We start from the raw sequence: 12,796 nt of genomic DNA, 5'->3' as shown, positions 1-12,796 counted from the left end.
TGTCACAGTCGGGCGTCACGGCTCGCATTGCCCGGCGGGCCTCGCCAGCCATTGGTCAATGCGGCGCAGCGCGAGGTCCCGGCAAGCAGATAGGTGGCGGGCGGATTCCCTACGTGTGAGCGCCGTGCGACAGACGGCGCGCCAACCTGCCCGTACAATGGTTCGATCAACAACGGAACAAGGACAACCTCGATGCGCACTACCGGGTCCTCCGGGTCAATGGCCCTGCTCACCGAATACGACGACGCAACGGCGCGCGAACTCCGCTCGCTGCGCCTCGAATCGACAGAAGACGGCAAAGGCATTCTTCTGATCGAGGTCGATGAGCGCAAGCCAGGCATTCACCGCGAAGTGCGCTACGAAATCACGCCGGCCGAACTGATTGCGGCCATTCGCGCGCATGGCGCTGAATTGCCGGGCGAACAGCACAATCATCGTCAATAAAGCTGCCACGCACGGTATTGCGCTTACGCGCGAATGCCGTGCGCCGTTTCTGCACCGCCGCCTTTGGTTTGCGTACCGAATAACGGCCTACGGGCATCCGTAGGCCGTTATTCATCATTCGCTTGCCGCGAAAGCTTCAATCCGTTCGCTTTGCTCCATTCGCGCTTCTATTCCGCGCCTTTAACCCGCGGGCAAGCCACAGTCGCGCTTTTAACACGCTAATAACTGGCCGCATTTCCGACATTTGCACGTCTTGAAAATGCGTCCATAATCCTTACATACCCCGTTGCTTTCCCTACCTGCGCCGCGCCCGAAAGGGCTGCGGATGTAAGCCGATGCTACATGATCTCGTCGAGCAATATGGACCAGCGCTCGTCTTCGTCAACGTGCTGGCCGCCTCACTCGGGCTGCCGGTGCCGGCGATGCCGTCGCTCGTGCTGTTCGGGGCGATGGCGGCCATGCATCCCGGGTCGGTGGGCACGCAACTGATGCCGGTCCTCGTGTTGTCGATCTTCGCCACGCTGATTGGCGACAGCGCCTGGTATCTCGCTGGCCGTATGTACGGCGGCAATACGCTGAAAACGATCTGCCGTCTTTCGCTGTCGCGCGACACCTGCGTAAAAAAGACCGAACGTTTCTTCGGCCGCTGGGGCGTGCGTGTGCTGGCGATCGCGAAGTTCGTGCCGGGCCTGTCGATCGTGTCGATTCCGATGGCCGGCGCAATGGGGACGCGCTACCGCACGTTTCTCACTTACGACAGCATCGGCGCCGCCTTGTGGTCTGGTACCGGTTTGATCATCGGTGCGCTGTTCGCCCGGCAGATCGATATGCTGTTCGCCATGGCCGGGCGCCTCGGGCGCACGGCCGCGCTGGTGGCCGTCGCGTTGCTGCTGCTGTATGCGGCCTATCGCTGGATTCGCCGGCGCCAGCTGATTTCCACACTCGCGACGCAGCGGATCGAAGTCGACGAGCTGGCGGCGCTGGTCGCGGCCGGCAAAACACCGGTCGTGTTCGATATCCGCTCGCAGGAAAAGCGCGCGCTCGATCCGTTCGTGATTCCGGGCTCGCAATTCGCCGACGAGCGCCAGCTCGAGGAGATCGTCGCAACGTACCCGCACGATCAGAAGGTGGTGATCTACTGTTCGTGCCCGAATGAAATATCCGCAGCATGGATGGCCAAACAGATGAACGAAGCCGGCTTCGCCGACGTGTTGCCGTTACGCGGCGGCATGGAAGCCTGGCGCGACTCGGGCAAGGCGGTGGACGCGCTGCCCGGCATGCCACCGCCCGACGTGGCGGTCGACGATATCGCGCCGAAGGCCGTGTAGCGCAGCAGCGCATTCATATCGGCGCCCTCGCGCGCCCGCGCCGCTTCGCCCCCCGTGTCGATCAATCAGGAAGAACACAGAAGGAGCGGTTCAATGCTGTCGACTCAAGAAGTTGAAGGGCAACAAGCCGTCGTCGCCGACGCGCCGTTTTCGTCGCTTGCGACGCGCATGCATCAGATGTTCCCCGAACTCACGTGCGCAGAAATCGATCGTCTGCGCCGGTTCGGCGAAGTGGGCCACTGGGAAGCCGGTGAGCTGCTGTTCGAGACCGGCTACACCGGCCCAGGCATGTTCGTGCTGCTGGACGGGCGCGTGAAGGTTTATCAGCGCGATGGCATCGGACGCGAGGTTGTGATCGCGGAACATGGCGCCAAGCATTTTCTCGCGGAAGTCGGTCAACTGTCCGGGCGGCCCGCGCTGGTCAACGGCATGGCCGTCACCCCGGTCGACGCTTTGCTGATTCCGCCGGACAAGCTGCGCGCGTTGATCGTCGCCGAGGCCGAACTGGGCGAGCGCATCATGCGGGCGCTGATCCTGCGGCGCGTGTCGCTGATCGAAAAGGGCGCGGGTGGCCCAATTCTGATCGGCAACAGCAGCGACGCACGGCTCGTCATGCTGCAAGGCTTCCTGTCGCGTAACGGCCATCCTCACTCGGTGATCGACGAGCGCGACGAAGACGCGTTGCGTCTGATCGAGCAATTCGCCGCGCAGAAAGAAGACATGCCGCTGGTGATTTGCCCGGACGGCTCGGTGCTGCGTCATCCGAGCATGCCGGAACTCGCCACCTGCCTCGGCTTGCTGCCCGATCTCGACGATTCGCATGTGTACGACGTCGCGATCGTCGGCGCCGGCCCGGCCGGCCTCGCTACCGCAGTGTACGCGGCGTCCGAAGGCCTCTCGGTCATCGTGCTCGACAGTCGTGCGCCAGGCGGCCAGGCAGGCGCCAGTGCGCGGATCGAAAACTATCTCGGCTTTCCGACCGGTATCTCCGGCCAGGCGCTGGCGGGCCGCGCGTTCGTGCAGGCGCAGAAATTCGGCGCGCACGTGGCGATTCCGGTCCACGTCAAGGCGCTGCATTGCGCGGAGTCGCCGTACCGGCTGGAACTCAAGTGCGGCGGCAAGATCACGGCCCGCACCATCGTGATCGCGAGCGGCGCGGTCTATCGGCGCCCCGCGCTCGAAGGGCTCGATCGTTTCGATGGGCGCGGCGTATATTACTGGGCGTCGCCGGTCGAGGCCAAACTGTGCAAACGCCAGGAGATCGTACTGGTGGGCGGCGGCAATTCGGCGGGCCAGGCGATCGTCTATCTGGCGACACACGCGGCCAAGGTCCACGTGCTGATCCGCCGGGGCGGCTTTGAAGCCACCATGTCGCGCTATCTGATCGACCGCATCCGCTCGCTGCCGAATGTGTTCGTGCATCCGCATTCGGAGGTCGGCCGCCTCGAGGCGGACGACATCGGGTTGGCGTCGGTCGTGTTGAAGAAGCCGCTACCGGACGGCACCGCAAGCCTCGATACGCGCCATCTGTTCCTTTTCACCGGTGCCGATCCGAATACCGACTGGCTGCGCACCTGCGGCGTGCAACTGGACGACAAGGGCTTCGTGCTGACCGGCGCCGGCGTGGACGGCGCCTCCGTCTGCGACCTCGCTACAACTGTCGAAGGCGTGTATGCGATCGGCGACGCGCGCGCCGGGTCGACGAAACGCGTCGCGGCGGCGGTCGGAGAAGGTGCGGCGGTAGTCGCGCAGATCCATCAACTGCTGGCCGTTTCGGCGGGAGAAGCGGTCGCTTTGGGGGCTTGAGCGCCCCCCCGGGTAACCTGCTGTTACACACGTCTTCAACTGGTTGCACCTGCTTTTCTTTCTGTATCGTAAGATTGTTGTCAGCCATTCGACAGCGAATGGCTGACTCTTTCGACTGCAATCTTGCATGGGACACAGGAGACAAGCATGATCCAACGCGCGATCGTTTTCGCCGCCTTCGGCTTTGCCGCCGCCTGCGCAGCGACCTCTGCCTCGGCCCGGGTGGACGTCGGCGTGTTCGTCAACACACCCGGCCTCATGTACGCCCCGCCGCCTGTGGTTTATGCACCCCCACCGGTCGTTTATGTGCCTGTGCAACCCGCGTATGGCTATGGGTATCGCGGCGATTACTACCGCGAGTACCGCGAGCGCCATGACCATGGCCGCCACCGTGGCTGGGACAAGCACAACAGGCGCGACTGGTAAGGTCCGTTCGGGAGCGTTGCGCAATTGCGGAGTTGCAGCGCCGTTGCCATTGTGCCCACCGGGCCTCCCGCGCTGCCATGCTCCGGTTGCATTCCACGCCGATTCGTCTGCGGTATTCGCGCTAAAGTAGCGGCTGCTGATCCTGGCCGGACCTCGTGCCCGCTCCTAATCCCGTGACCGACACCCGCGTGAAGACTCTTCCGCTATCCGCCGCGCGCACCCTGCATCTGGCCGCGCAAGGTTTGTTGACGCCGCCGCGCCGCAAGGCCGTCAAAGCCGACGTGCTCGACGCGATTCGCCGCATGGCGCAACTGCAGATCGACACGATTCACGTCGTCGCGCGCAGTCCCTATCTCGTGCTGTTCAGCCGGCTCGGCGCGTATCCGCAGCAATGGCTCGACGAGCATCTCGCCGAAGGCAAGCTGTTCGAATACTGGTCGCATGAAGCTTGTTTCGTCCCGACCGAAGACTACGGCCTGCTGCGCCATCGCATGCTCGACCCGAGCGGCATGGGCTGGAAATACGCGGCGGAGTGGCACAAGAAGCACCGCAAGGACATCGACAAGCTGCTCGCGCATATCCGTGCAACAGGTCCCGTGCGTTCAGCGGACTTCGCCCGCGAGGCGGGCACGGGCAACGGCTGGTGGGACTGGAAGCCGGAGAAGCGTCATCTCGAAGTGCTGTTCGCGATCGGGCAATTGATGGTGGCCGAGCGGCGCAATTTTCATCGCGTCTACGACCTGACCGAACGCGTGTTACCGGATTGGGACGACGCGCGCGACCTGCCGCCGCGGGAAACCGTCACCGAGGAAGCGTTGCGGCGAACCTGCCGCGCGCTCGGCGTCGTGCGCGCCGATTGGGTCGCCGACTACTACCGGCTGCCGCGCCGCCCCTATCGCGACGAACTGCAAGCGCTCGCCGATCGCGGTGAGCTGATCCCGGTTCAAGTGGAAGGCTGGAAGCAGGACACCTTCGTCCATCATGAATTCGCGCCGATGATCGACGACGCAGCGAACGGCAAGCTCGCTTCAACCGTCACCACGGTGTTGTCGCCGTTCGATCCGGTGGTGTGGGACCGCAAGCGCGCCGCCGCGCTCTTCGACTTCGACTATGCGATCGAATGCTATACGCCGGCCGCGAAGCGCAAATACGGCTATTTTGTGTTGCCGCTGTTGAGCCGGGGACGTCTGGTCGGTCGCGTGGATGCGAAGGCGCATCGGACCAACGGCGTGTTCGAACTGAAATCGCTGCACATAGAACCCGGCGTGCGCCTGAGTGCGAGGCTTGCGGGCGATTTGCGCCGCGCTCTGCAACGCTGTGCGGACTGGCATGGCACGCCGCAACTGGAAATCGCATCGGCGCCGCCGGAATGGCTTGAGGCGTTAAGCGCGGACAGCAGGATGGAAGCTTAAGCGCGCGGCACAAGAGGCGGAATTAATGCAGCGCCGCCCATGCAAGCGACAAGGAAAACACGCCCAGCACGATCGACGCGCCGCGCTGCATCTTCACCGGATTCAGCCAGGTGAGTTTGCCGCTGCCGAGCGCCGCGCCGAACGCGATCCACGCAAGCGCGATCGGCACCAGCAGGCAGGCGAACATCAGCATCGCCGCGGCATACGCGGCCACATGCACGAACGCGACGGCGGGAAAGATCGTACCGGCGAACAACAAGCCTTTCGGGTTGAGCAGCGTCGCCACGAATAGCGTGCGCATGCCGCTCGCCCGCTGCGTCGAATCGGGCAAAGCCACCGCCGCGCGCCACATATCGACGGCGAGATATGCGATGTACACGCCGGCCGCCACGCGTAGCAGCGACGGCAACCACGGCAGCGCGTGCGCTGCCTGCGCGAGAAAATGCCCCCACACTGAAATCGACAGAAGATAGCCGGCGAGTTCGGCGGCGATCAGCGGCAAAGAACGGCGCACGCCCTGACGCAAACCGGCAGCCGCAAGCAGCGTATTGGTCGGACCCGGCGTAATCAACACGACGATAATGCCGATGGCCAGCAACGCGATAGCGGACGGAGAAAGCATAAAAAAGGCGCAATGTTGGAAACAATGCGCCTTTTTATCACAGAGAACCGGGCCGCCGAAATACAACGGCGACTCACAAGGGCAAAGCAAAGACAAATCGCAACGGGCGGCATGCTGTCGTCAATCGCGACAACAAACCAACAAATGCCCGCGCCACATGGGACCCTCGAGCCGAGTTGAACCACGCCGCCCGCAGACGGCGCGTCTTTGCCTTCAGCGGTCCAGTTTCGCCCGCAATTCGCGAGCGGCTTCCAGCAGTCCGTTGTAACCCGAACGCGCATGCTCCGGCAGATCCGGATCGCCGACGAACGCGCCAAGCGTTTCGATCAGGCTATACAGAATGCCCTTTGCGGCACCGGAAGCAATGCTGCCGGACGACACCTGCTGGTCCACGTGACTCAGCGCTGCATCGAGGTGTTCCAGGTCGGGCCGCTCGCCCGTGGGCGGCTGAGGCGTTACGTCTTGCGTCATGATGAAACTTCTCTCGGGTTGATGCGTCAGTGAACAAAGCCATCCTTTCACGTTGTTATATACCGATCGTGCGCTGGCGTCTATTCGTGCTCGGACTCAGCGCGATCCACGCGATTCACGTCAAGGCGTCCACCGATACATCAGGATTTTCGCGCGCGCGTCGTCTTCCAGCAGAACGACGTATTCGCCATTGCCGCGCTGCACCGCGCTCATGCCGAGATAGACATCCACCCAGCCGCTGGTGTTGCCGACGCTCGCGCCCGGCGTCATATAACCGACCGCTTGCCCTGTGCGTGCGTCGTACACGTCCACCTTCGCGGTGTACAACTCGGCGACGAAAACGTAATTGCCCGCCACCGCGACGCCGACCGTTGTAGTCTGCGGATTGGTTTGCGTGTTCCATGGCAAGGAGACCGTGTATTGCTGCGCCGGTGTGCCGGAACTCCAGTTGTCATAGCGCGCGAGCACCGGGCCAGCCTCTTTCCAGTGGGTCGAATCCCATGGGATCGCACTGGTAAAGCCCGATATGTACATCGTGTCGGTCTCGGCGATGTAGACGATCCGCGCGATCCGCGTGAACGGTTGCGGCATCGCGAACATCTTCGAGCTCGCGTACGTGTAGATCGGATTGCCGGCTGAGTCGAGACCTTGCAACGGCATCTCGCGAATGCCGCTCGTCGGCGTGGCAAGCCACACGTTGCCTGGCGTATCGACCCACCAGAAGCCGTTGCCGACCGTGCTGCCCGTCGACGGATTGCTGCTGATCTCGCTGGCGTCGACGGTGCCGTTGCCATTACTGTCGCGCCATAACCATTCGCCGTAGGTGGGCTGCGCTGCGGGCCATGTGCCAGGCAGCGGATTTTGCGCCAGCAAGCCGGACGGAATCGCCATTTCTGCGTGCGCCGCATCGAAGCGATAGACGTTCAGATAGTGCGCGCCCGGATCGAGCGTATAGAGAAACGGCAGGCCGTTGATTCGCCGCACCATCGGCTCACCGCGCACACCGCGCGGCTCGTGAAAGGCGGGGTCGTCGGGATAATCGAAGCGGTCGAGCGTGAAGCCCGCATACGACCATTCGTGGCCGACCGGTTGACTGTAATCGAGCGTGAAACGCTTCGAGCCCGTGTAGACGGAATTCGGCGTTGCCGGATCGAACGCGGCGCTATCGACGAAAGTCAGCCCGTACAGGCGCCAGTTGAGTGCATGCGTGCTGTACACGTAGCTCTCGAGCACCGCACCTTGACCGACCGATGCCGAGCCGGGCGGCCGCGGCCCTTCGCCGTTCTGCGCGACATACAAATTGCCCGCCGGATCAAGACCGATGCCCGTGATGCCGTTGAAGCGCCAGTTGCCCGGCACGCCCTTGACCGGATGGAAGATGCCGTTACGCGTGCCGATCGGCGCGGCAGCTTGCGGCTGGCCGCTGGCGTCCTTGTTGTAGACGCGGATCTGCTGCGACGGTCCGTTGTCGGCGACAAGGATTTGTCCGGAAGGTGTAATCGCGATGTCGGTTGGCACTGCGCCGGCGGGCAACGTCAAGGTGCCGGAGAGCGCGGTGCCGTTGGCGGCGTAGTGAAGAATGCTTAGGTTTCCGGATGAAACACCGCTCATCACCCACAGCGTTGAATCCGTGTCGATTGCAATGCGCCCCGGCGAAGGCACGCTCCACGATCGTAAACGCTGCATCGAGGCCGCGTCGAACACGAGGATCCGGCTGTTGATGGTATCCGCGACATACAGTTCGGTATCGGTGGCAGCCATGCCGCGAATGCCAGCATCGGTACCGGTCGTCACCGTGTCAAGCAGCAGGAAACTGTTCTTCGTCGCGTTGGCACTATTGCCGATGCCACCCGTGAAAGGCGCGCCGGCCGCCAGATTGGCAAGCGTGCGGCGCGTCACGCCGAACCATGTCTGATTGGCCGGCGGATAGTCCGCGCCGACCAGTCCATTGTTCTCGTTGCCGATCGACATTGCCCCGTACAGGTAGGTATGGTTCGTCGCGACCGCATCGCCGCCGGCAGCGCCCCAGCCATGCGTCGAACCGGCCACGGCGATCTTGTCGCCCGCACGGTACGCAGCAATTTCGCTACCGCTTTCATCCCAAGGGGCATTGGTATAAACGGTGCCGTCAGCGCCGACGCTGATCGCCTGAATGTCCTGCTGCATCCACTTGCCATCGCCGAAACCAAAGCTATTGCCGATCCACGACGTGGTGTAGGTGAGTTGCGATTGCGCGGATGCGTTGAGAGGAAGCAGACTGTGGACGACAAGAACTGCCACGCCAAGGCGAGAGAAGAGTTTCACGACGGGTTTTCCTTGCGAGGTGCGAAGCGCGCACGGCCGACGTGTCCGGCGCGCTATCGCGAGTATGCGGATCGGCTAGCTATCGCGCATACGTGAACATTGTTGGCGTTTTATCCTCGCATGGAAAAAGCGGAAATTTATTCGCAAAAAATTCGCGGTAAGCAATTGATCGTCTAAACAATTCGAAGCGCATAAACATGCGCTGTAATGCAGCGCTATTTGCTCTTGAGCTTCACGCGATAGGCACACCGTCGCGCGCCGGCGAGCACATGCTCCTCGCGCTCAATCGATCCTTCCTCACCGACGATCTCCGCAAACAACTGCAGCTCCGCACGGCAAAAACCCTGGCAAGTGCGCGCCGCCGCGCAGATCGGGCAGTGGTTCTCCAGCAGCAGCCAGTCGCGCCCGTCTTTCTGCAACTCGGCCATATAGCCTTCGGTGCTGCGAATCTCCGCGAGCTTGGTCAGCCGCGCCTTGAGGCCCTTGATCGGCTTGAGCGCCGCGAGATAGTTCGCGCGCGTTTCGACTGCACGCTGGTCGATCAATTTGTCGAGTCCCTCTTCGCCGAATAGCTGACGGATCGAGCCGAGCAACTGCACGGTCAATTGCGGATGCGTATCCGGAAAGCGTGCGTTGCCCGCTTCCGTCAAACCCCAGCTTTGACTCGGCCGCCCAGGCCCCGCCTGCGACGCCTGGCGCCCTTCGATCAAGCCACTTGTCAGCAGTTTCTGGATCTGTTGCCGCGCGGCCTCGACCGTGATGCCGAGTTCGCCCGCGATCGATGCCGTCGACAAAGACCCCTGCGTCTTCAACAGATTCAGGATGCGATCCACCGGCGCAGCCGCTGACGCGGCTTGCGTAACGGCCGGTGAATTTTCCAAGCTTTCATTTGCATATCTCATCGGAGCGCATTATTATCCAAGCCAATACTTGCATAATAAGCCAGCCTCGCACGGCTGTCCATGACATGAAAAATCTGCAATCGGATGTGCCGGCATGGAGTGATTTGCTCAGCGGCAGTAACGGCTGGCGGGCGTTGGGTCTCGCGGGCGGTGTCGCGCTGCACGCCACCAATGTGTATGTGGCGACGACGATTCTGCCGTCGGTCGTGCACGACATCGGTGGGCTCGAACTGTATGCGTGGAATACGACGCTGTTTGTGGTCGCGTCGATTCTCGGCTCGGTGTTGTCGGTGCGCCTGCTCGCAGTGCTCGGCGCGCGCTCCGCGTACTTCAGCGCGCTGGCGGTGTTCGCGCTCGGCACCGTCGTGTGCGCGACTGCGCCGTCGATGCTATGGATGCTCGGCGGCCGCACGCTGCAAGGTTTCGGCGGCGGCATTCTGCTCGCGCTCAGTTACGCGCTGATTCGCGTGGTGTTCGAAGAGCGCCTGTGGCCACGCGCGATGGGGCTGGTGTCGGGCATGTGGGGCGTTGCGACGTTATGCGGCCCGGCGGTCGGTGGCATCTTCGCGCAGCTCGGCGATTGGCGGCTGGCGTTCTGGGTATTGCTGCCGGTCGTGCTGCTGCTCGCCATGATCGTGCATCGCGAGGTCGATGACAAACGCGCCCACGGTGAAGCGGCTCAACCGATCCCGTTGCTCAAGGTCAGCTTGCTTGGCGCCTCCGTCCTCGTGATTTCGCTCGCCGCATTAACCGACGATATGCGCTGGAACGCGCTCGGCGTTATCGCCGGCCTTGGCTTCGTATGGCTGCTTGCGAGACTCGAACGCAGCGACGCCCACACGCGCTTGTTGCCGAGCGGTTCGTTTTCGATTCGCACGCGGCTCGGCCGCATCTACGCCTGCATGAGTCTGCTCGGTATCGGCGTGACCAGTGAGATCTTCGTGCCGTATTTCTTGCAGACGATCCACGGACGTTCGCCGCTCGCCGCCGGTTATCTGACCGCGTTGATGGCAGCCGGCTGGTCGGTCGGCTCGATGTTTAGCGCCGGCCGCTCCGCCACTGCCGCGCAACGCTTGAGCCGCGCGGGTCCGGTGGTCGCGGCACTCGGACTCGCCGCGCTCGCATGGCTGATGCCGATAGCAGGTTTGTTCGACGGTTTGCCCGGCACGGCCGCATTGTGCGCGGCGCTCGCGAGCGTGGGGCTGGGTGTCGGGATCGGCTGGCCGCATCTGCTTACTCGTGTGTTCACCGCCGCGCAACCGGGCGAAGAGAATCTCGCGTCCCTTTCGATCACCACCATTCAACTGTTCGCGATGGCGTTCGGCTCGGCGCTCGCGGGTCTCGTCGCGAACGGCGCCGGTCTCACGACCCTCGCCCCGCTACCCGGGGCGCAACAGACCGCGCTCTGGCTGTTCGCGACGTTCGCGTTCGCGCCCCTGCTCGCAGCCGGGCTGACCCGCCACAACCCGCGCCTTACCGGAGAAGCATCGTGGTAGATCGAGTCCAAGCCATGCGGATCTTCGTGCGAATCGTCGATGCCAGCAGCTTCACGCGCGCCGCCGAGTCGCTCGAGATTCCGCGCGCCACCGCGACGACCACCGTGCAGGCGCTTGAATCCCTGCTCGGCGTGCAGTTGCTGGTGCGCACGACGCGCAAGGTCACGCTGACCGCGGAAGGCGCCGCGTATTACGAACGCTGCGCGCAGATTCTCGCCGCCATCGAAGAAGTCGAATCGGGCCTGTTCAACCGCCCGGAGAATCTGCGCGGCCGCTTACGCGTCGCAATGCCGGGCATGATCGCCGCATCGATCGTGGTGCCTGCTCTGGCCTCGTTTCGTGCGCTGCATCCGCATGTCGAGTTGGCGCTCGGCGTGGGTCAGCGCACGCTCGATCTGGTTGGCGAGAGCGTCGATTGCAGTATCGAGCTAGGCGAGTTGCCCGATTCCCGGCTGCTCGCGCGCCGCCTCGGGCTGCTCGAACGCGTCACCTGCGCAAGCCCGGCATATCTCGCGCGGCACGGCGAGCCGCGTCATCTAGACGATCTCTCGGACCACGTCTCAGTGAACTGGCTGTCGACGCAGACCGGCCGGCGCGTGGACTTCGACTTCAGCGTGGCGGCGCGGACAAGCAAGGTCAAAGTGGACGGCTTCATTCAGGTGAACGACGAACACACGTATCTCGCGTGCGGGCTCGAAGGCCTGGGACTGATTCAGCCTGGACGCGCCACCGCTGCGCCGTACCTTGCATCCGGACAGTTGATCGAGGTCCTGCCGAAATGCAAGCCGACGCCGGTCGCGGTCTCAGTGACGTATGTGAAAAGCCGGCAGATTTCGCCGCGCGTGCGAGCCTTTGTCGACTGGCTCGCCGAGGTGTTCGACAACGCGCCGGGAATGGTCAAGGCAGCGCCGCCGCTGGCCGATCCGCCGTTGTGGCCGGTGCTGGATACGCAGCGTCTAAACGAACTCAATACGGCGTCGCACTAAACGCATCGACGTGCGGATACAACTTGAAGTGCATTAGCGCGCCTCAACGCGCTTGCGCGAATTCTTCTGCCACCGCCGCAATCAGCACCTGCATTCGTGCGGTCTTGTAGAGATCAGCGTGCGCAACCAGCCAGACATCGAATGGCTCCGCGCGATGCGGCATTACGCGCACCAGTTCCGGTTCATAGTCGGCGCGAAAACACGGCAGCTCGGCAATACCGAAGCCGGCAAGGGCTGCCTCGAACAGCATCGCAGTGGATTGCGTCTGGAACACGAGACGCCCCCGCGCAGTCGGCTCACCGCACAACGCCGCCCACATCGACGGCGAGGCCGGTTGTTGATACATCACCAGATCGTGCCCATCGAACGCCTCGCCTTCGCGCGGCTCGCCACGCGCGGCAATGTATTCACGTGACGCGTAAGGCAGTATGACTTTGCGTGAGGCAAGGGCTGGCCCGCCGTGGGGAAACTGAACGCGGGTTAGCATTGCTGTCAGAGCCGCATGGGCGTGGACTGGGCCATGCCCCGGCGATTTCCTCCACGGAGGCCAGCATGCGAAACGATAGCACGGTGTACGTTGGACTGGATCTTCACAAGGA

12 protein-coding genes are annotated in these 12,796 nt (G+C 63.2%); 7 read left to right on the top strand and 5 right to left on the bottom strand.

Annotation, left to right across the window (positions count from 1 at the left end):
* The first annotated feature begins 192 nt into the window (after positions 1–192).
* The 5 genes from P3T25_RS12060 to P3T25_RS12040 all read left to right on the top strand — a co-directional run bounded on the left by P3T25_RS12060 (position 193) and on the right by P3T25_RS12040 (position 5,416).
* A complete protein-coding gene (locus P3T25_RS12060; protein ID WP_007178686.1) occupies positions 193–444 on the top strand; it encodes a hypothetical protein in 252 nt (83 codons plus the stop codon).
* 335 nt (positions 445–779) lie between these two features.
* Complete coding sequence (locus P3T25_RS12055) at positions 780–1,772, top strand: DedA family protein/thiosulfate sulfurtransferase GlpE (protein WP_154565021.1); 993 nt, start codon at positions 780–782, stop codon at positions 1,770–1,772.
* Between the two features lie 93 nt (positions 1,773–1,865).
* Positions 1,866–3,578, top strand: coding sequence for an FAD-dependent oxidoreductase (locus tag P3T25_RS12050; protein WP_154565023.1), 1,713 nt, complete (start codon positions 1,866–1,868; stop codon positions 3,576–3,578).
* Positions 3,579–3,725: 147 nt separating this feature from the next.
* Entirely contained in the window at positions 3,726–4,004 is a 279-nt protein-coding gene (locus P3T25_RS12045; RefSeq protein ID WP_154565025.1) for a hypothetical protein, read from the top strand.
* A 188-nt stretch (positions 4,005–4,192) separates the two neighbouring features.
* A complete protein-coding gene (locus P3T25_RS12040) occupies positions 4,193–5,416 on the top strand; it encodes a winged helix-turn-helix domain-containing protein (protein ID WP_168435883.1) in 1,224 nt (407 codons plus the stop codon).
* Positions 5,417–5,438: 22 nt separating this feature from the next.
* Here the strand turns inward: P3T25_RS12040 and P3T25_RS12035 are convergent, their stop codons facing one another.
* The 4 genes from P3T25_RS12035 to P3T25_RS12020 all read right to left on the bottom strand — a co-directional run bounded on the left by P3T25_RS12035 (position 5,439) and on the right by P3T25_RS12020 (position 9,715).
* Entirely contained in the window at positions 5,439–6,038 is a 600-nt protein-coding gene (locus tag P3T25_RS12035) for a LysE family translocator (protein WP_429358174.1), read from the bottom strand.
* A 213-nt stretch (positions 6,039–6,251) separates the two neighbouring features.
* The gene (locus P3T25_RS12030) at positions 6,252–6,509 is read right to left on the bottom strand and encodes a hypothetical protein (protein ID WP_154565029.1); all 258 of its coding nucleotides are present in this window, start codon (positions 6,507–6,509) and stop codon (positions 6,252–6,254) included.
* 120 nt (positions 6,510–6,629) lie between these two features.
* Positions 6,630–8,813 (bottom strand): hypothetical protein, encoded by a 2,184-nt coding sequence (locus tag P3T25_RS12025; protein ID WP_429358173.1) that lies wholly within the window; start codon positions 8,811–8,813, stop codon positions 6,630–6,632.
* Between the two features lie 215 nt (positions 8,814–9,028).
* The gene (locus tag P3T25_RS12020; protein ID WP_429358172.1) at positions 9,029–9,715 is read right to left on the bottom strand and encodes a helix-turn-helix transcriptional regulator; all 687 of its coding nucleotides are present in this window, start codon (positions 9,713–9,715) and stop codon (positions 9,029–9,031) included.
* A gap of 65 nt (positions 9,716–9,780) precedes the next feature.
* Between P3T25_RS12020 and P3T25_RS12015 the strand changes: the two genes are divergently transcribed.
* A complete protein-coding gene (locus P3T25_RS12015) occupies positions 9,781–11,211 on the top strand; it encodes an MFS transporter (RefSeq protein ID WP_429358171.1) in 1,431 nt (476 codons plus the stop codon).
* On the top strand, positions 11,205–12,197 hold the full coding sequence (locus tag P3T25_RS12010) for a LysR family transcriptional regulator (RefSeq protein WP_429358170.1): 993 nt from the start codon (positions 11,205–11,207) through the stop codon (positions 12,195–12,197). Before P3T25_RS12015 ends, P3T25_RS12010 begins: the two co-directional genes overlap by 7 nt.
* A gap of 43 nt (positions 12,198–12,240) precedes the next feature.
* Here P3T25_RS12010 and P3T25_RS12005 read toward each other — a convergent pair whose 3' ends face one another.
* Positions 12,241–12,684 carry a LysR substrate-binding domain-containing protein gene (locus tag P3T25_RS12005; RefSeq protein ID WP_429358169.1) on the bottom strand — a complete coding sequence of 148 codons (444 nt, stop codon included), beginning with the start codon at positions 12,682–12,684 and terminating at the stop codon, positions 12,241–12,243.
* Between the last annotated feature and the right edge of the window lie 112 nt (positions 12,685–12,796).

The organism is Paraburkholderia sp. GAS32, from assembly GCF_050434225.1.
Taxonomy (GTDB): Bacteria; Pseudomonadota; Gammaproteobacteria; order Burkholderiales; family Burkholderiaceae; genus Paraburkholderia; species Paraburkholderia madseniana.
Note: the sequence above shows the minus strand (reverse complement) of the source record. Positions and strands in the feature narration are given on the sequence as shown.